Here is an 18,973-nt window from a genome sequence, read left to right as displayed (position 1 = left end):
GCGAGCGCGCCGCAGCGCGGTTCACACCCCCAGCTCGGCGGGTATCTGCCCGGCCCGTACGGCGGCGACCAGGTGTGCGTGGTCGGCCTCGGTCCGGTCGGCGTAGCCAACCGCGTACTGCGCCACTGCCTCGTCCAGTTCTTCTCCCTTGCCGCAGTAGCCGCCGATGACGCGCGGGTCCGCGCTGTGCGAGTGGGCCCGGGCCAGCAGGGCGCCCGTCATCCGGCCGTAGTCGTCGAGTTGCTCGGCGGCCAGCGCCGCCGGGTCCACGCTTCCCTTGCGGTTGCGGAACTGCCGCACCTGGTAGGGCCGCCCGTCCACCGTCGTCCAGCCCAGTAGTTGGTCGCTGACCACCTGTATCTGCTTCTGGCCGAGGACCACGCGCCGGCCCTCGTGCGACGTGCTCACCAGCGGTTCGCCGGCCGCCGCACCAGCCACGGTGCCCGTCCCAGCGCCGCCCGTCGTGGCGTCGAGCACGGCCTCGGCACGGGCGACGGAGTCGCTGTCGACGGCGGAGACGCTCTCCGCAGCAGTCGGTGCGTACGCGGGGCTCCAGCGCGGGTCCAGGGAGACCTTGCTCACATGCGGGAGCAGCGCGGACGGTCTGGCCTCCTTCACCTGGAGGATCAGCGGCTCTCCGCGGTGGTCGAGCAGCAGCACCACGTACGAGCGGGTGCCGACGCTGCCGGTGCCCACCACACGGAAGGCCACGTCGTGCACGGCGTACCTGGCCAGCAGGGGCAGCCGGTCGGCCGGCAGGGTGTGCAGGTAGTCGCCGAGGGCCAGGGCCACCGTCGCGGCCTCGGCGTCCGTCACCGGGCGCAGGACCGGTGGCGCGGCCACGAAGCGCCGGCCGCCGTCCGGTGTCCGCTCGGTCGCCCGGGCCGCGAACCTGGCGCTGGTGTTGCGCCGTGCCTTGGCCGACACCCGTTCCAGGGTGCCGAGCAGGTCCCGGGCGTCGGTGTGCGAGACGAGTTCCTCGTCGGCGATGGCGTTCCACGCCTCGGCCGTCGGGAGCTTGGCCAGCAGTCGCATCGTGCGGCGGTAGGCGCCCGCCGCGTCCCGGGCCGCCGTACGGCAGGTGTCCTCGTCAGCGCCGGCCTCCCGGCCCGCCAGGACGAGCGAGGTGGCGAGCCGCTTCAGGTCCCACTCCCACGGTCCGTACACGGTCTCGTCGAAGTCGTTGAGGTCGATGACCAGGCGCCCGCGCGCGTCCCCGTACAGCCCGAAGTTCGCCGCGTGCGCGTCGCCGCAGATCTGCGCGCCCACGCCGGTGACCGGTCCGGCCGCGAGGTCGTGGGCCATCAGGCCGGCCGCGCCCCGCAGGAACGCGAAGGGGGAGGCCGCCATGCGGCCGACGCGGATGGGCACCAGGTCCGGTAGCCGGCCGGCGTTGGACTCGCGCACCGCGGTGACCGCGTCGGGCCGCTGGGGGTCGAGGTCGAGCCGGCCGTGCAGCTCGCGCGGTGTCCGCTCGCGGAGCGCCTTCCCCTCGCGCTTGCCGGGCCCCGAGCCGTCGCGTCGGGCGAAGCCCGGCACCTGGGGCACGCGCGCCCGGTCGGCACCGCCCTGGCCGGCCTGCTGCCGTCGGGCCTGGCCGGTCTGCTGCTGTTGGGCTCCTGCCGGCGCCTGGGCGGGGGCTGTGCGCCCTGCGGTCGCCGGCGCGGCAGCCACATCCACCGCGGCCCCGCCCGGCGCGGGAGCGGCCGATGTGACGCCTGTGGCGGCTGCGTCGGCTGCCGGCCGATCCGACCGCCGCCCTCCCCTGCCGTCCGCCGGCTGCTGGCCACCGAGCACCGTCCGTACGGACGCGTCGTTCGCCATCGCAGCGCCCACCGTCTCCCCGGCAGCCGCTTCCAGCGCCACGTCGTTGACCACCTCGGCGGCGGCCTCGCTGTCAGCAGCCATGGTTCGACCTCCCAGCCCCGATCCGCACCGGGCTTCGGTGCGTGTGGATGAACCGTACAGACAAGGGGCCAGATCGGTGTGAGCCTGTGGATAACCTCATGCCGTTGCAACGTGCAACAAGTTTCCAACGGGCTCGACGAACCTCCTCGCTCGCCGCTGACCAGGCCGAACGTCCCGGATGGGCCGTCCTCCACAGGCCACCGCCATAACGGTCAAGCCCCGCCCCCAGCCCGGAGGAAGCGGACGGCTGCCCGCGCCACCGACCACGCGGCGCACTACCTGCCGGACGAGTCGGCCGTCTGCCGACAGGCCCCCGCCCCGGGCCACCCACGGGCCGCCCCGAACGCAGCACCCCCCGCGCCCCGTACCCCTACGCTCCCGCAGTCCCTCACCCCGCGCCCCCGCGCGCCTACGCGCGAAAGCGCTGTGGACACTCGCCGCCGTCGGGAAGGTACGTCTCGGCCCAGCGGCCGAGTTCCCGCAGCGCGGGCTCGATGGCCTCGCCGCCCTCGGTCAGCCGGTAGAAGACGCGCAGCGGCGGGCCCTCGTCCACCTCGCGGGCGACCAGGCCGACCGCGGCCAACTCCGTGAGCCGGTCGGACAGCATGCGTTCGCTGATCCCGGGGATGGCCCGGCGCAGCTCGGCGAAGTGGGCGCCACCGCTCATCAGCGTGGCCACGATCAGACCCGTCCAGCGTTTGCCGAAGAGCTCGAAGACGCGCGTCACGCCGGCGTCCGCCTGCCTACAGCCCACTTCCGCGCCATCCGTCATGTCCACAGCGTACCGCCCGTCCCGTTCGTAGCTGCAAAAAAGTAAGCTGCTGTGTTATTACTAGGTACGTACGGAAGCTTGGTCCGGTCGAGCCGTGCGGCGCCGCCTTTCGCCGCCCCTCCCCGCCCTCGCACCCCGTCCACCCGCATAACTCGCACCACCACCTAAACCACCACTTCTCCATATCGCTGAATCTCCACCCAGCTCCCCACACGGGTGCGTCCCGCACCCCACGCCCATCCCCTGCACCGTCGTGCAGGACGAACCCGGAGGCCGAAATGCCCACCCTGCTGCACCTCGACTCGTCCCTCTTCCCGCTGGAGGGCTCCGCCTCCCGTGACGTGGCCGCCAGCTTCCGCAAGGCGTGGGAGGCCGAGCACCCGGACGGCACCGTCATCTACCGCGACCTGGCCGCCGATCCGCTGCCGCACATCGATGCCGTCGCCGCGTCCGCCGGCTTCTCCGACCCCGCGGACCACAGCCCCGAACAGCAGGCCGCCTTTGCCGTGCGGGTGGCGCTCGCCGAGGAGTTGGAGCAGGCGGACGCGGTGCTCATAGGCGCCCCGATGTACAACTTCACGATCCCCTCCACCCTGAAGACCTGGCTCGACCAGGTGATCATCGTGGGCCGCACGGCGGGCGAAGCGCCCTCCGCCGCCGGCACTCCGGTCACCGTGGTGGCCAGCCGCGGCGGCTCGTACGCACCGGGCACCCCGCGCGAAAGCTTCGAGTTCGTGCAGAACTACCTGGAGAAGGTGCTGACCGGCATGCTCGGCCTTGAGGTCGACTTCATCGTCCCCGAGCTGACCCTCGCCCGCTCCAACCCGGCGATGGCCGACCTCGTGGAGAAGTCCGACGCCTCCCGCGCCAAGGCCCACGAGGACGCCGCCAGCAAGGCCAAGCTCCTGGCCGCCCGCGCCGCCGGCTGAGCAGCCCGCCGGGGATCGCCGACCACCACCCGTCGGGGGCGTACGCGCCGCGCACCACCAGCCGGCAACCCGGGCCGATCACCGGCCCCGTACGCCCCCGGCAACCCAGGCACCCCCGGCCCCCGCCTACGCTGCACCGCTCCGGCCGCTCCGGCCCCCGGTTGCCCCGCCGCAGCCCGCCGGTCTCAGCCCACCCCGGCCGCGGCCCGCCGCTTGCAGCTCACCCCGGCTCACCCCCGCCCAGCCCGCCCGGCCGCCCCCGCTCACCAAGCGCGCGCACCTGCGCCCGCGCGACCGGCCAACTACGCCCGCGTACAGGCCCGTACGCGCCCTTGTCGCCCCCGCGAGCATCCGGCCCCAGCCGGCCCCTGGCCGGCCGGCGGGGCGACGTCGCCGCCTCCGGCCGGTGACACGCTCGTAATTTCGGCCAACGTCCGTCGTCTCTCGGCCTCTACGCGCGCCCTGCGCCCGGCGTCGATCCGCACCGATCCGCACCGCCCGGCCGCGGGAAACCGTCCAACGGTCGGACCGGAGAACAGCCCCCGGCACCTATCGGAACGCGCTGCGCCCGGCTGCCGAACCGCTGCCGATTCCCTTGCGGGAGCGGCGCCGTGGGGCGGACGGCAGCACTGAGCAGCACTGAGCAACGCCGCCGGTTCGACGGCCCCCAGGAACCCTCCGCGGAAACGCACGGCGGCCGGCCGGAAGCCGCGAGAAAGCGCGACAAAAGCAAGAGACCCCCTGATTGACAGGGGGTCTCTTGCTTCTTGTGCGCGAGGGGGGAGTTGAACCCCCACGCCCTTTCGGGCACTGGAACCTGAATCCAGCGCGTCTGCCTATTCCGCCACCCGCGCATGGGTGTCGTCGTGTGACTTCCTCACCTTATGGGGTGCGATCCTTCCGATCAAAATCGACCGGGAGAGATCCATCCGCTTTTCGGTGGGGGCGCCTTCCGACATCCAGAAGATTAGCACGCTGGTCGGGGTGGCCTCACATCCATTGCCGCCGGGCCCGCCGGCCAAGACACCGTCCGACCGGTGAGGGGAGCCCGCCGGTTGCGGGACACTGGTTCTGGAGCACATCTACGATCCCCGAAGACGGGGGACGCTCCGCTGTGAGGGAGTGACACTCCTCGCACCGGACCAGGAAGGGGAACCAGCCGATTTCCCGACGCGTGGATACGATCAGTAAGCAGTATCAAGACGACACGACCGAGGAAGACTGAGGAAGGAGGTGCCCCGTGGGAGTACTGAAGCGCTTCGAGCAGCGTCTCGAAGGTCTCGTGAACGGCACCTTCGCCAAGGTGTTCAAGTCCGAGGTCCAGCCGGTCGAGATCGCGGGCGCGCTCCAGCGCGAGTGCGACAACAACGCCACCATCTGGAACCGCGACCGCACCGTCGTCCCCAATGACTTCATCGTCGAGCTGAGCAAGCCGGACTACGAGCGGCTCAGCCCGTACTCGGGACAGCTCGGCGACGAGCTGTCCGGCATGGTCCGCGACTACGCCAAGCAGCAGCGCTACACCTTCATGGGCACCATCAAGGTGCACCTGGAGCAGGCCGAGGACCTCGACACCGGGCTGTACCGGGTGCGCAGCCGTACCCTCGCCGGGAGCCAGAGCCAGAGCCCGCAGCCGGGAGCGGCTCCGGGCCCGGCCGGTGGCGCGCCGCAGGGCCCGCCGCCCGGGCAGGGTCCAGGGCTGCGCGCGGTGCCGCCGCACGGCGGCCACCCCGGCCCGCCGCCCGGTGCTCCGCCGCCCATGCCCAGCGCCCCGCCGTCCGGTGCACGTGCCGGTCAGCCGGGGGCCGGGCCGCACTCCGGTGCGCAGACGCGGCGCTGGATCGAGATCAACGGCAACCGTCATCAAATTTCTCGGCCCACTCTGGTGCTGGGCCGCAGTACGGACGCTGACGTGCGGATCGATGATCCGGGCGTCTCGCGTCGGCATTGCGAGATCCGGGTCGGCACGCCCTCGACGATCCAGGATCTGGGATCGACCAACGGCATCGTGGTAGACGGGCAGCACACCACGCGCGCTACGCTCCGCGACGGCTCCCGCGTCGTCGTGGGCAGCACCACCATCGTTTACCGGCAAGCCGAAGGGTGAAGCGGGGGCAATGTCAGAGCTGACCCTCACGGTCATGCGGTTGGGTTTCCTCGCCGTACTGTGGCTGTTCGTCATCGTGGCCGTACAGGTCATCCGCAGCGATCTGTTCGGTACGCGGGTGACCCAGCGCGGGTCGCGGCGCGGCAGTGACCGGGCGCCGCGGCAGCAGGCGGCCCCGCCACAGCAGCAGCGGCAACAGCCCAGCGGCCGGGGGGGCGGCCGGCAGCGGCGCGGCGCCCCCACCAAGCTGGTGGTGACCGAGGGCACCCTCACCGGCACCACCGTCGCCCTCCAGGGGCAGACGATCTCCCTCGGTCGGGCCCACGACTCGACGATTGTGCTGGACGACGACTACGCCTCCAGCAGGCATGCCAGGATCTACCCGGACCGTGACGGGCAGTGGATCGTCGAGGATCTCGGATCCACGAACGGGACGTATCTCGACCGGGCCCGGCTCACCACGCCGACGCCGATTCCGCTCGGTGCGCCGATTCGTATCGGCAAGACCGTCATCGAGCTGCGGAAGTAGTAGGAACATGACGACCGGAGGGTGGGCACCGTGCGGATGTACCCGGAGCCGACGGGCGAGGTGCGCATGAGTCTGTCGCTGCGTTTCGCCGCCGGATCGCACAAGGGCATGATCCGGGAGGGGAACGAGGACTCCGGCTATGCCGGGCCCCGGCTGCTTGCGATCGCCGACGGCATGGGCGGGCAGGCGGCCGGCGAGGTCGCCAGCTCGGAAGTGATCTCCACGCTCGTCCAGCTCGACGACGACGTGCCCGGCTCCGACATCCTCACCTCGCTGGGCAACGCCCTCCAGCGGGCCAACGACCAGCTCCGCATGATGGTCGAGGAGGACCCGCAGCTCGAAGGCATGGGCACCACGCTGACGGCGCTGCTGTGGACCGGGCAGCGGCTCGGTCTGGTGCACGTCGGCGACTCCCGCGCGTACCTGTTGCGCGACGGCGTCCTCACCCAGATCACCCAGGACCACACCTGGGTGCAGCGGCTGGTGGACGAGGGGCGGATCACCGAGGAGGAGGCGACCACGCACCCGCAGCGGTCGCTGCTGATGCGGGCCCTGGGCAGCGGTGACCACGTCGAGCCCGACCTGTCGATCCGCGAGGTGCGGGCCGGCGACCGGTACCTGATCTGCTCGGACGGGCTGTCCGGCGTGGTCAGCCACCAGACCCTCGAAGAGACCCTGGCCAGCTACCAGGGGCCGCAGGAGACCGTGCAGGAGCTGATCCAGCTCGCGCTGCGCGGCGGCGGCCCCGACAACATCACCTGCATCGTCGCCGACGTCCTCGACGTGGACGGCGGCGACGGGCTGGCCGCGGCCCAGCTCAACGACACCCCGGTCATCGTCGGCGCGGTCGCCGAGAACCAGGTGCAGTTGGGCGACGGCGGCGCCGCGCAGACCCCTGCGGGGCGCGCCGCCGAACTCGGCCGCAAGCCCGTGCCCTCCCAGGCCACCGGCGACGAGCCCGGTGGCTTCGGCCCGCCGGGCAGTGGCGATCCGGCGATCGGCCGGCCCGTCGACGGCGGTTTCGGCGGTTACGGGGACGACGGCGAGGCCCCGGCCAAGGGCGGTCGCGGCAAGTGGGGCAAGCGTTCGCTGTACATCGCGCTGGCGCTGGCCGTGGTCGGCGGCGGTCTGTACGGCGGTTACCGCTGGACGCAGAACCAGTACTACGTGGGGGCCAACGGCGACCACGTCGCGATCTACCAGGGCATCAGCCAGGACCTGGCCTGGATCAGCCTGAACGAGGTGCACGAGGACTACCGTGACGTCCAGCTCAAGTACCTGCCCATAGACCAGCGCAGCCGGGTCGAGGACACGATCGCGATGAGCGACCTCGGCCAGGCCCGCAAGAAGGCCAGGCAGTTGGGGCTGCTCGCCGGCACCTGCCAGAAGCTCGACCAGCAAAAGCGCGCCGACCAGGAGCGCAAGCGCGCGGAGGACGAGCGCAAGCAGGCCGAGGACAAGCAGCAGGACCCGCTGGGCAAGGACAAGGGCGACGCCGGCAACGGTGCGGGCGCCCAGGCCGACAAGACCGACGGCCAGGAATCGCGCGCCGACAAGACGACACCGTCACCCACCCCGACGCCAGGCCCCTCGCTGTCCGCGGCGGAGCGGGAACTGGCCGACGAGTGCGGCGGCACCCAGCAGTGAAGCGGTAGGGGGCCGCCAGTAATGAGCAGCAGCACCACCAGTACCACCACGATCAGCACGGCCGGGCCGCCGAGCCGCCGCAACACCGAGCTCGCGATGCTCGCCTTCGCGGTGGTCATCCCGGTTTTCGCGTACGCCAACGTGGGTCTCGCGCTGAGCGACGAGATGCCGTCCGGCATGCTCAGTTACGGGCTCGGGCTCGGGCTGCTGGCCGCCGTCGGCCACCTCGTGGTGCGCAAGTTCGCCCCGTACGCCGACCCGCTGCTGCTGCCGCTGGCGACCTTGCTCAACGGGCTCGGTCTGGTGCTGATCTGGCGGCTCGACCAGTCGGAGCGGCTGGCGCGCACCGCCGAGCGGCAGGGCTTCGTGTATCAGGCGTCGGCGCCGAACCAGCTCATGTACTCGGCGATGGGTGTGGCGTTCTTCGTGGCCGTGCTCATGCTGCTCAAGGACCACCGCATCCTCCAGCGGTACACCTACATCTCGATGGCCGGCGCGCTGGTCCTGCTGGTCATGCCGGTGTTCTTCCCGGCGAAGTTCGGTGCCCGGATCTGGGTGACGGTGGCCGGGTTCTCCATCCAGCCGGCCGAGTTCGCCAAGATCGTGATCGCGGTGTTCTTCGCGGGCTATCTGATGGTCAAACGGGATGCGTTGGCGCTGGCCAGCCGCCGTTTCATGGGGCTCTACCTGCCGCGTGGCCGTGACCTCGGGCCGATCCTGGTGGTCTGGGCGATGAGCATCCTGATCCTGGTCTTCGAGACCGACCTCGGTACCTCGCTGCTGTTCTTCGGCATGTTCGTGGTGATGCTGTACGTGGCGACCGAGCGGACGAGTTGGATCGTCTTCGGCCTGTTGATGTCGGCGTTCGGCGCGGTCGGCGTGGCCACCTTCGAGCCGCACGTGCAGCAGCGTGTGGACGCCTGGCTCGACCCGTTCGCGGTGTACGACACCGGTCAGGGCACCGAGCAGATCGCGCAGGCGCTGATGGCGTTCGGTTCCGGCGGCGTGATGGGCACCGGCCTGGGGCAGGGCAATTCCGACCTGATCGGCTTCGCCGCCAACTCCGACTTCATCCTGGCGACCGTCGGCGAGGAGCTCGGGTTGGCCGGCACGATGGGCATCCTGCTGCTGTACGGGTTGATCGTGGAGCGTGGCGTACGTACGGCGCTGGCCGCCCGCGACCCGTTCGGGAAGTTGCTGGCCATCGGCCTGTCGGCGGCCTTCGGCATCCAGATCTTCGTCGTCGCCGGCGGTGTGATGGGGCTCATCCCGCTGACCGGTATGACCATGCCGTTCCTGGCGGCCGGTGGTTCGTCCGTGATGGCCAACTGGGCGCTGATCGCCATTCTGATCAAGATCAGCGACACCGCCCGCCGGCCGGCGCCGGCCCCCGCACCCTCTCCTGACGCCGAGATGACCCAGGTGGTCCGACCGTGAACAAGCCCCTGCGCCGGATCGCGATCTTCTGTGGGCTGCTGGTGCTGGCCCTGCTGGTGCGCGACAACTGGATCCAGTTCGTCCAGGCCGACGAACTCGCCGACCACAAGCACAACCGTCGGGTGGAGATCGCCCGCTACAGCCAGCCGCGCGGCAACATCATCGTGGACGGCAAGGCCATCACCGGTTCCAAGGAGACCAACGGGACCGACTTCAAGTACAAGCGGACGTACACCAACGGCGAGATGTGGGCGCCGGTCACCGGCTACGCCTCGCAGGTCTACGGCTCCACGCAGTTGGAGAACATCCACGACGGCATCCTCACCGGGGACGACGACCGGCTGTTCTTCAACCGCACGCTCGACATGATCACGGGCAAGAGCAAGAAGGGTGGCGATGTGATCACCACCCTGAACACGAAGGCCCAGGAGGCCGCCTTCCGCGGTCTCGGTGACAAGAAGGGCGCGGTCGCCGCGCTCGACCCGCGTACCGGCAAGGTGCTGGCCCTGGCCTCCACGCCGAGCTACGACCCGTCCACCATCGCCGGCGGTTCCAAGGCGGACGAGGAGCAGTGGAAGCGGCTCGGGGACAAGGAGAACAAGAACACCCCGATGCTCAACCGGACGCTGCGCCAGACCTACCCGCCGGGTTCCACCTTCAAGGTCGTCACCGCCGCCGCGGCGCTGGAGAACGGCCTGTACGACAGTGTCGACGAGCCGACGAAGTCGCCGCTGCCGTGGAAGCTGCCGCAGACCACCGGGCAGCCGCTGCGGAACGAGGGGCCCATCCCGTGCAAGGACGCCTCGCTCAAGCTGGCGCTCCAGGTCTCCTGCAACACCGTCTTCGGCAAGATCAGCGATGACCTCGGCAACGAGAAGATGATCGAGCAGGCCGAGAAGTTCGGCTTCAACGAAGAGATCTTCATGCCGGTGCGCGCCGACGCGAGCGTGTACCCGGAGGACAACCGGCCGCAGAACGCGATGGCCGGCATCGGCCAGGCCAGCAACCGTGCCACCCCGCTCCAGATGGCCATGGTCACCGCGGCCATCGCCAACGACGGCAAGCTGATGAAGCCGTACATGGTGGACAAGCTGCGCGCGCCCAACCTGAACGTGGTCGAGCAGACCAAGCCCGAGGAGATGTCGCGCCCCGTCTCCTCGGAGACGGCGCACAAGCTCCAGGAGATCATGGAGAACGTGGTCTCCAAGGGAACGGGAACCAACGCCCGCATCCCCGGCGTCACCGTCGGCGGCAAGACAGGTACCGCCCAGCACGGCGTGTCCAACAGCAAGAACCCGTACGCCTGGTTCATCTCCTACGCCAAGGGCGAGGACGGCTCGCCGGTGGCGGTCGCCGTGGTGGTCGAGGACTCGGAGGCCGCCCGCGACGACATTTCCGGTGGCGGGCTCGCGGCACCGATCGCCAAGGCCGTCATGAAGGCGGTACTCGACAGCGAAAAGTGACCCAGGCCACCTCGATGATCCGGATCTCTGCACAGGGCGATACCGGTCGGATATCAGGTCACGGTGGAGGCCAGGACCCGTGAGACTCGCCGGGTACGGTATGCCGAGCAGCACACCGCCGGGCCCCCACACCGGTGCGGTCGGGAATGACGGAGAGGGCTGGAGAAGCTATGGAAGAGCCGCGTCGCCTCGGCGGCCGGTACGAGCTGGGCTCGGTGCTCGGCCGTGGTGGCATGGCGGAGGTCTACCTCGCCCATGACACGCGCCTGGGCCGCACCGTCGCTGTGAAGACGCTACGGGTCGACCTCGCGCGCGACCCGTCGTTCCAGGCCCGGTTCCGCCGTGAGGCCCAGTCGGCCGCCTCGCTCAACCATCCCGCGATCGTCGCGGTCTATGACACCGGCGAGGACTACGTCGACGGCGTCTCGATCCCGTACATCGTGATGGAGTACGTGGACGGCTCGACCCTCCGCGAACTGCTGCACTCCGGGCGCAAGTTGCTGCCTGAGCGGTCGATGGAGATGACCGTCGGCATCCTCCAGGCGCTGGAGTACTCGCACCGCAACCAGATCGTCCACCGCGACATCAAGCCGGCGAACGTCATGTTGACGCGCACCGGCCAGGTCAAGGTGATGGACTTCGGCATCGCCCGTGCGATGGGCGAGTCCGGCATGACGATGACGCAGACCGCGGCCGTGATCGGCACCGCCCAGTACCTCTCGCCCGAGCAGGCCAAGGGCGAACAGGTGGACGCGCGCAGCGACCTGTACTCCACCGGCTGCCTGTTGTACGAACTCCTCACGGTACGGCCCCCGTTCGTCGGTGACTCGCCGGTGGCCGTCGCCTACCAGCACGTCCGGGAGGAGCCGCAGCCGCCGAGCGCGTACGACCCGGAGATCACGCCCGAGATGGACGCGATCGTGCTGCGGGCGCTGGTGAAGGACCCGGACTACCGCTACCAGTCGGCGGACGAGATGCGGGCCGACATCGAGGCGGCGCTCGACGGGCAGCCGGTCGCCGCGACGGCCGCGCTCGGCGCGGTGGGTTACGGCGACGACCAGCCGACGGCCATGCTCAGGCCGCAGGACGCCGCGGCGCAGACCACGATGCTGCCGCCGGCCAGGGACGACGACGGCGGCTTCGGCTACGACGAGCGGCCCGACCGGCACCGCGGCGAGAAGAAGAACCACACCTCGACGGTCCTGCTGGTGCTCGCGGCGATCCTGGTGCTGGTGGGCGCGATCTTCATCGGCAAGTCGCTGTTCGGCAACGACCGGAACGACGACATGGTCGACGTGCCGAACCTGGTCGGCAAGACCCTCGACGAGGCCAAGCGGACCGCCGAGAACGGCGACTTCCAGATCGAGGAGGGGGACCCGAAGTTCTGCAAGGAACCCAAGGACACGGTGTGCGAGCAGACCCCCGAGTTCGCCCCGGACGCCGAGGTGAAGCGGAACGGCACCGTCACGGTCTTCCTGTCCAAGGGCCTCGCGGTCACCAAGGTCGAGGTGCCCGACGTCACCGAGAAGCAGGTGGACAACGCCAAGAAACTCCTTGAAGAGAAGGAGTTCACGGTCACCGTCCAGGAGTCCGAGTCCGACCAGGAGCCCGGCAAGGTGCTCAGCCAGAGCCCGGACGGCGGCACCAAGGTCCGCAAGGGCAGCGAGGTCACGCTGACCGTGGCCAAGAAGAAGGCACAGGTCACCGTCCTGGACGTGCTCGGCAAGTCCGCCGACGAGGCCAAGCAACTGCTGACCGGCCAGGGGCTCAAGGTCGAGACGCAGGAGCAGGAGGTCGCGGACAAGCCGGTGGGCACGGTCATCAGCCAGACCCCGACCGGCGGCACCCCGGTGGTCCCGGAGTCCGTGGTCACGCTGACCATCGCCAAGGCGCCCGCGGACGACGGCGGCGACGAGGGTGACGGCGGCGACGACGGCGGCGACCAGGAGACCGACAAGCCGGTGCAGGTGCCCGCCCTCAGCCAGCAGAAGCTGAGCGCGGCCCGCGCCACGCTGGCCGGCCTTGGCCTGCGCGTCGGCAGCATCACCGGACCGCAGAACGACGACGCCATCGTCGTCTTCAGCGACCCCGGGGCCGGCAGCCAGGTGCCGAAGGACACCGCGATCAACCTGACCACCTTCGGCGGTGGCGGCAACCCCGGCGGGGGCAACGGCCCCGGGGGCGGCGGCCCTGGTGGCGGCGGTGACGGCGGTGACGGGGGTTGGTTCGGCTGATGGCCGACTGAGCCCCGGCCGACCACTCGGCTGACCCCCGTGGCTCGGCGCCCCGGCGCCGCACGACAGGTGAACACGGCAGATGAACACGGCAGACGGACGGCCCGTCGTACGCGCAGCACAGCGCGTACGGCGGGCCGTTCGCCGTGTCTCGGGGCCGTGCGGCCCGGATGCAGGTTGTATACGAGTCGCATACGGTCCGTACACGACGGTTACGTGGTCCGCGTACGGCATACCCGAAGGTGTGCGGGTTGTATGCAAGCCGCACACGTCGCTGCGCGGGGTGCCGGGCAGTCGGGGAGTGGGTGAGCAGATGAGTGACTGAGTGGATGAGGGCCGGCGGGCGGCGAAGGTGGAGCGGGGCAGGTGGGGCGGGGCAGGTGGAGCGGGGGGCAGCCGGGGTGAGGTAGTCGGGGGTGAGGTAGTCGGGGGTGAGGTAGTCGGGGGAGAGCCGGCCGGGGTCGGTTCTGCGGGCCCTGTGGCGGCGTAGCTGGGCTTCGGCGGGCCTCCGGGCCCCCTTGGGCGTTACGGAGCCCGCCGGGGCGCAGAGGGGCGCTGACGGCGCGTTCAGCGGCGCGGCGCGGGGTTACGGGGCGAGCAACCCCGGAGCGCGGGCGCTCAGCGCAGTTCCTTGGGCTTGGTGCGGTCCGCGTCGACCTTCTCGGTGCGCTCCAGCTCTGCCCAGACGATGTAGCGGTGGCGGGAGGTGTAGACGGGAGTGCAGGTCGAGAGGGTGATGTAGCGCCCGGGCCGCTTCTTGCCCGACTCCTTGGGGATCGCGTCGAGCACGTCCACGTTGAACTTGGAGGTCTCCGGCAGTTTGGCGTAGACCCGGTAGACGTACCAGACGTCACGGGTCTCGAAGACGACCGGATCGCCCTCGTCCAGCTTGTCGATGTTGTGGAACTTCGCACCGTGCCCGTCACGGTGCGCCGCGAGCGAGAAGTTGCCCCGCTTGTCCCACGGCATCGCGGACTTCACGGGCTTGGTGTAGTAGCCGGCGACCCCGTCGTTGAGGGTCTTGGTCGCGGTGCCCTCCTTGACCAGTATTTCGCCCTCCTTGAGGGCCGGTGCGTGCAGGAAGCCGATGCCGTCCTTGGTGTCGAGCCGGCCGGGGCCGGTGGCCCAGTTCTCGCGCACCTTGTTGCTCTGCTTCTTCGCCTCCCGGTCGGCGATGATGTTGGTCCACCACAGCGAGTAGACGACGAACAGCGCCATCAGCACGCCCACCGTGATCAGCAGTTCGCCGAAGACGCCGACGGCGGTCGCGATCCGGCTCCGGGTACGGTTCACCCGCGGCGGCGCGACGGCCGTGGCGCCCGGTTCGCTCCGCTCGTCATCGTCGGTCCGTACCACCGCGTCGTACCTCGTTCCCTGTGGTTTAGCCGCCTGGTGTCCGCACACCTCGGCCCGGCCCGCGCCGCACGGCGGGCCCGCGGCCTGTCATTGCACCAGCGGGTCCGGTTTGCCCTGGGAGCGGGGGCGTTCTTCAACCATCTTGCCCCACACGATCATTCGATACTTACTGGTGAATTCCGGCGTGCAGGTCGTCATCGTCAGATATCGCCCCGGCCCGGCGAATCCGGAGCCGGTCGGCACGGGACCGATGACCCCCGTGTTCGACGGCGAGGTCTGCGGGAGAATCCCGGTCATTTCGTACGTGTAGTACGCGTCCTGCGTCTCGACCACGATCGGGTCGCCCGGGCGCAGTTGGTTGATGTAGCGGAACGGCTCGCCGTGGGTGTTGCGGTGACCGGCGACCGCGAAGTTGCCCTTCTTGTCCGACGGCATGGCGGTCTTGAGGGAGCCGGTGCCGTAGTGGCCGACCATGCCGCGGTCCAGTACCCGGTGCTTGTCGATGCCCTCGGCCACCGGCACCACCACGTCCAACTTGGGGATGTACATGATCGCGAAGCCCTTGCCCGGCTCGAAGTCGCCGGGCGCCCGGGAGTCGCCCTGGGCCCACTGCTTCTGTAATTTCTCGCGCTCCTCGTTGGCCAGTTGGTGCGCGATGATGTTGGTCCACCAGAGCTGATACGCCACGAACAGCAGCATCAGCACGCCGATGGTGATGAACAGCTCCCCCAGCCCCCGGCTGACCCGGGTGCCGATGCTGGGCCGGCGCGCCCGCTCGGCCCGCCGCGCCGCCACCCTGCTGAGCGGGGCGCCGGGCCGGTCGACGGCGGCGCCCGCCGCGGGCTGCGCGGACGTGGTGCGCTGGCTCGGCGCGGCCCTTCGACCACCACGACCGGCCCCCTTGCGCGCGGCCCGACGGCGCTCCGCCCGCCCGCCGGGCGCCGGCCCGGCACCCGCCGCGTGCGGTGCGCTGCTGTTGTCGGCCCGGGCGGACGGGGCGTCGGCGTCGGTTGTGGGTGGATGGTTGCTGTTGGGCGGGTACGGGCCGCTGCCGCCGGGCGCGTGCGGGCGGTCGCTGACCGGTGGGTGAGCGCCGCCGCCCTCGGGCGCGTGGGTGCGGATGCTGTCGGTCGGGTGGGGGCGGTCGCCGCCGGGCGCGTGCGCACTGCCGGGCGCGTACGGGCTCTCGCCGCCCGTCGTACGGGTCCCCGTGGCCCGGCCGACTGCGGGTGGGGCCGGCTGCTCGGGCGGCAGCGATAAGTCGAGGGGGGCATCCCGGGCCGGGGGGTCTGACCTCGCCGGCTGGCCCGGCTGCGGCGATGAGCCTGGCCGGGGGGATGGCGCTGGCTGGGGCGAGGGGCCCGGCTGGGGCGTCCGGGCCGGGCCGGTTGGCGGCGTACCCACGCCCGTGTGCAGGCCCGATCCGCCGGCCGGCTGTTCGCCCGTACGCCGGCTTGGCCGCCGGCCGGGCCGCCCCGGCCCTCCCGGCCGCGGGAGCGGCTCCACGACCTGCGGGAGGGCCATCGTCTCCACGTCGGCCAGCGGCGGCATCGGCCCGGGGCCGGGGGCACCGCGGCGCTCCAGGTCGGCGATGCGGAGCCCCACCGTCTCGTCGTTGGGCGGCTGGGCTGCCGGCTGCTCCCCGACGCCGGGGGCGACGCCCGGTGTGCCGCCCGCGCGCTCGGGGCGCGGTGGGGTCACGCCCCGGCCTTGCCGACCACCGGTGCCAGGCCCGTCGCTCGGGCCACCGCGCCGGCGTCGCCGCACCGGGTCAGCCAGTTCGCCAGCATCAGGTGCCCCCACTCCGTGAGCACCGACTCGGGGTGGAACTGCACCCCTTCGACGGGCAGTTCCCGGTGCCGCAGCCCCATCACGATGCGCCCCGTCGGCGCTTCCGGGGCCTCGGTCCACGCAGTGACCTCAAGCTCGGCGGGGACCGTGTCGTTCGCGACGGACAGCGAGTGGTAGCGGGTCGCGGTGAACGGCGACGGCAGGTCACTGAAGACACCGACGCCGAGGTGGTGCACCGGCGACGTCTTGCCGTGCAGCAGTTCGGGGGCGCGCCCGACGACCCCGCCGTACGCGACGGCCATCGACTGCATGCCCAGGCAGACGCCGAACACCGGGGTGCCCGCGCTCGCGCAGTGCCGCACCATGTCCACGCAGACACCGGCCTGCTCCGGCGTACCGGGCCCGGGCGAGAGCAGGACCCCGTCGAAGCCGTCGTCGGCGTGGGCCGGGGCCACCTCGTCGTTGCGCAGCACCTCGCAGGTGGCGTCGAGTTGGTAGAGGTACTGAACGATGTTGAACACGAAGCTGTCGTAGTTGTCCACGACGAGAATGCGCGCGGTCATCGGTTGCCTGCCGTTCCTGCCGTATCGATGCCTGCCGTCAGCGCGGTCACTCGTTGACCGTCACGTCGTTGAACGGCAGCAGTGGCTCCGCCCACGGAAAGATGTACTGAAAGAGCAGGTAGACGACGCCGAGCACGAGCAGCAGTGAGATCAGTGCCCGCACCCACGCATTGCCCGGCAGATGCCGCCAGATCCAGCCGTACATGCTGTCCCTACTTGCCGATGAGCCGATGGACGAGTCCGTTTGCGGAACCAGGGTACGGGGCCGAGCCCAGCGGCCGGGGCGAGTCACACCACAGGACGACATGCCGCCCCATCCCACCACGGCCCCGCCGCCACGGCTTGTATGCGACTTATATGCGCCCGCGGTCGGGTTGTATGCATCCTGGCCCGGGTTGCATACAAGGCGAGGGCGGGTTGTATGCGCAACGGAGCGTTGTATACGGGCGGGCCGTCTGTCGTATGCAACGCCCAGCGACTTGTATGCAAGTGGACGGCGCCTCGCATACAACCGGGAGGCACGCCCGACGGAGCCCCGATCGCAGGCAGTCGCCCGCCGGTCGTGCCGGTCGTCGCCCGTCGCCTGCTGCTCGTCGGTCGTCGCTATCGCCCGTCGCCCGTCGCCCGCCGGTCGTCGCGTCAGTCGACGGGCCGGGCGTGGTGCAGGTCGATCGTGCCGGAGTAGCCGGGCAGCGTGGTCGAGTCGTGCTCGTCGACCTTCCAGCCGAGGCCGTACGCCTTCACGTACTCCTGGTAGTTCTGGATCGCCGGGGACTCCTTGAGCGCGTCGCGCAGCGCGTCGACGTCGCCGACCGCGGTCACCTTGTACGGCGGGGAGTAGACACGGCCCTGGAGGATGAGCGTGTTGCCGACGCAGCGCACGGCGCTGGTGGAGATCAGCCGCTGGTCCATCACCTTGATGCCGCGGGCCCCGCCCTGCCACAGGGCGTTGACCACGGCCTGGAGGTCCTGTTGGTGGATGACCAGGTCGTTGGGTTGCGGGTCGGGGACGCCGGAGACCAGCGGGGTGGCGTTGGGCGGGGCGTCGGTGAGGGTGACGGTGACCCCGCTACCGGTCAGCTTCTGGGTGCCGGCCGAACGCTCCAGGGTGCGCAGCCGGCGTTCGTCGGCCGCGCTGCGGTCGTCGTCCCGGTGCAGCAGCGCGTCCACCTCCGAGCGCATGTCCGCGGTCTTCTCGTCCAACCCGGCGTTCTTGTCACTGCGCGCCTGGATGAGGTCGGAGAGCCGCAACATGGATTCGTCGCTGCGGATGTTGGTGCCCTTGGCGGTGTTGAAGCTGATCCAGAAGATGAGCCCGGCGAGCGCGAAGATGGCGATCGTCAGCAACCGAATCGGGCGAAAGGCGATGCGCCGAGGGGTCGGCCCAGAGGAGTCGGCTGAATTACTCAACGTACCCTTATCTCTCTCGACGCCGCGGAAGCACTACGCTAACGGACGCCCGGGAGAAAGGAAGTGCTCCCTGCTCAGTGCTCCCGGGGGCCCGTCACATTGGTTTCCGCGCGGTCACGCAGCGCATCGACAGGAGAGTTCCTCGTGCCGAAGTCACGTATCCGCAAGAAGGACGATTACACGCCGCAGTCGGCGAAGCAGCAGACCACGGCCATAAAGTTGAACAGCGGGCGTAGTTGGATCGCACCGCTGATGCTGGCGATGTTCCTCATCGGTCTGGCCTGGATCGTGCTCTTCTACGTGACCTCAGGCGACATGCCCATCGCATCGATCGACAACTGGAACATCGTCGTCGGCTTCGGCTTCATCGCCGCGGGGTTCGTCGTCTCCACCCAGTGGAAGTAGCCGCACGCGCGAGCCGACCCTGACCCGGCCGCGGGCCGCGGCGCCTCCGCGGTCACATCTGCCGCCGCGGCCGTCCGGCCGACCGGCGCGGTTTCGTGGTGCCCCCGCGCCCCGCGCCCTGTTGTCCTCGCGCCGGATCGGGACGGGGCGGTGCCGTGTCGGGGGTTGCTCCGACAGGAGGGGTACGGCTCGTACGGACGCATCGCCGGAAGTGGTCGGCGTAGCGTTCGTACGCCCGCGGGCCGTACGGCTCCCGGGTGAGGGCGCGGGCGGGTGGCAGCGGTAGGGCAGTGCGGCAGAATCTCGGTGCGGGACCGGGCGGACGCGCCGCGGTGAGGTGTCCGGCAGGCGGCATCGGTGCGGCTTCCAGGCAGCGGCGAATCAGCGCTGACCTGGCCGTACGGCCTGACGGGAGCCAGTGG

15 protein-coding genes and 1 tRNA gene are annotated in these 18,973 nt (G+C 70.6%); 8 read left to right on the top strand and 8 right to left on the bottom strand.

The features are described from left to right. Positions 1 to 21: 21 nt before the first annotated feature. Together ACMA1D_RS08470 and ACMA1D_RS08465 are read right to left on the bottom strand one after the other, a co-directional pair. Complete coding sequence (locus ACMA1D_RS08470; RefSeq protein ID WP_414723237.1) at positions 22 to 1,908, bottom strand: DUF2252 domain-containing protein; 1,887 nt, start codon at positions 1,906 to 1,908, stop codon at positions 22 to 24. Between the two features lie 409 nt (positions 1,909 to 2,317). Beyond that, complete coding sequence (locus ACMA1D_RS08465) at positions 2,318 to 2,680, bottom strand: winged helix-turn-helix transcriptional regulator (protein ID WP_414723236.1); 363 nt, start codon at positions 2,678 to 2,680, stop codon at positions 2,318 to 2,320. 278 nt (positions 2,681 to 2,958) lie between these two features. Between ACMA1D_RS08465 and ACMA1D_RS08460 the strand changes: the two genes are divergently transcribed. Beyond that, entirely contained in the window at positions 2,959 to 3,609 is a 651-nt protein-coding gene (locus ACMA1D_RS08460) for an FMN-dependent NADH-azoreductase (RefSeq protein WP_414723235.1), read from the top strand. A 770-nt stretch (positions 3,610 to 4,379) separates the two neighbouring features. Here the strand turns inward: ACMA1D_RS08460 and ACMA1D_RS08455 are convergent. Next, positions 4,380 to 4,463, bottom strand: a tRNA-Leu gene (locus tag ACMA1D_RS08455). Between the two features lie 386 nt (positions 4,464 to 4,849). Between ACMA1D_RS08455 and ACMA1D_RS08450 the strand changes: the two genes are divergently transcribed. The 6 genes from ACMA1D_RS08450 (at position 4,850) to pknB (ending at position 13,026) form a co-directional block, all read left to right on the top strand. Further along, on the top strand, positions 4,850 to 5,716 hold the full coding sequence (locus tag ACMA1D_RS08450) for an FhaA domain-containing protein (protein WP_414723234.1): 867 nt from the start codon (positions 4,850 to 4,852) through the stop codon (positions 5,714 to 5,716). A 10-nt stretch (positions 5,717 to 5,726) separates the two neighbouring features. Continuing rightward, positions 5,727 to 6,245 carry an FHA domain-containing protein gene (locus tag ACMA1D_RS08445; protein ID WP_414723233.1) on the top strand — a complete coding sequence of 173 codons (519 nt, stop codon included), beginning with the start codon at positions 5,727 to 5,729 and terminating at the stop codon, positions 6,243 to 6,245. A 66-nt stretch (positions 6,246 to 6,311) separates the two neighbouring features. Then, positions 6,312 to 7,892, top strand: coding sequence for a Stp1/IreP family PP2C-type Ser/Thr phosphatase (locus ACMA1D_RS08440; RefSeq protein ID WP_414723326.1), 1,581 nt, complete (start codon positions 6,312 to 6,314; stop codon positions 7,890 to 7,892). A 21-nt stretch (positions 7,893 to 7,913) separates the two neighbouring features. Then, entirely contained in the window at positions 7,914 to 9,329 is a 1,416-nt protein-coding gene (locus tag ACMA1D_RS08435; protein WP_414723232.1) for an FtsW/RodA/SpoVE family cell cycle protein, read from the top strand. After that, positions 9,326 to 10,792: a peptidoglycan D,D-transpeptidase FtsI family protein gene (locus tag ACMA1D_RS08430; protein ID WP_414723231.1), complete on the top strand. Its 1,467-nt coding sequence runs from the start codon at positions 9,326 to 9,328 to the stop codon at positions 10,790 to 10,792. The genes ACMA1D_RS08435 and ACMA1D_RS08430 overlap by 4 nt, the downstream gene beginning before the upstream one ends. A 170-nt stretch (positions 10,793 to 10,962) precedes the next feature. Beyond that, the gene (pknB, locus tag ACMA1D_RS08425; protein WP_414723230.1) at positions 10,963 to 13,026 is read left to right on the top strand and encodes a Stk1 family PASTA domain-containing Ser/Thr kinase; all 2,064 of its coding nucleotides are present in this window, start codon (positions 10,963 to 10,965) and stop codon (positions 13,024 to 13,026) included. A gap of 618 nt (positions 13,027 to 13,644) precedes the next feature. Here the strand turns inward: pknB and ACMA1D_RS08420 are convergent. The 5 genes from ACMA1D_RS08420 to ACMA1D_RS08400 form a co-directional block, all read right to left on the bottom strand. Beyond that, the gene (locus ACMA1D_RS08420; protein WP_414723229.1) at positions 13,645 to 14,382 is read right to left on the bottom strand and encodes a class E sortase; all 738 of its coding nucleotides are present in this window, start codon (positions 14,380 to 14,382) and stop codon (positions 13,645 to 13,647) included. Positions 14,383 to 14,469: 87 nt separating this feature from the next. Beyond that, on the bottom strand, positions 14,470 to 16,083 hold the full coding sequence (locus tag ACMA1D_RS08415) for a class E sortase (protein ID WP_414723228.1): 1,614 nt from the start codon (positions 16,081 to 16,083) through the stop codon (positions 14,470 to 14,472). Continuing rightward, positions 16,080 to 16,736: an aminodeoxychorismate/anthranilate synthase component II gene (locus ACMA1D_RS08410; RefSeq protein ID WP_414723227.1), complete on the bottom strand. Its 657-nt coding sequence runs from the start codon at positions 16,734 to 16,736 to the stop codon at positions 16,080 to 16,082. Before ACMA1D_RS08410 ends, ACMA1D_RS08415 begins: the two co-directional genes overlap by 4 nt. A gap of 46 nt (positions 16,737 to 16,782) precedes the next feature. Beyond that, the gene (locus ACMA1D_RS08405; protein WP_414723226.1) at positions 16,783 to 16,941 is read right to left on the bottom strand and encodes a hypothetical protein; all 159 of its coding nucleotides are present in this window, start codon (positions 16,939 to 16,941) and stop codon (positions 16,783 to 16,785) included. A 434-nt stretch (positions 16,942 to 17,375) separates the two neighbouring features. Next, positions 17,376 to 18,146: a DUF881 domain-containing protein gene (locus tag ACMA1D_RS08400; RefSeq protein WP_414723225.1), complete on the bottom strand. Its 771-nt coding sequence runs from the start codon at positions 18,144 to 18,146 to the stop codon at positions 17,376 to 17,378. Between the two features lie 144 nt (positions 18,147 to 18,290). Here ACMA1D_RS08400 and crgA point away from each other — a divergent pair, with 144 nt between their 5' ends. Beyond that, positions 18,291 to 18,551, top strand: coding sequence for a cell division protein CrgA (gene crgA / locus ACMA1D_RS08395; protein ID WP_414723224.1), 261 nt, complete (start codon positions 18,291 to 18,293; stop codon positions 18,549 to 18,551). The last annotated feature ends 422 nt before the right edge of the window (positions 18,552 to 18,973 follow it).

The sequence above is a fragment of the Streptomyces sp. 796.1 genome, assembly GCF_047525675.1.
Taxonomy (GTDB): domain Bacteria; phylum Actinomycetota; class Actinomycetes; order Streptomycetales; family Streptomycetaceae; genus Streptomyces.
The sequence above is the reverse complement of the archived record's forward strand: the minus strand, read 5'-3'. Positions and strand labels throughout refer to the sequence as shown.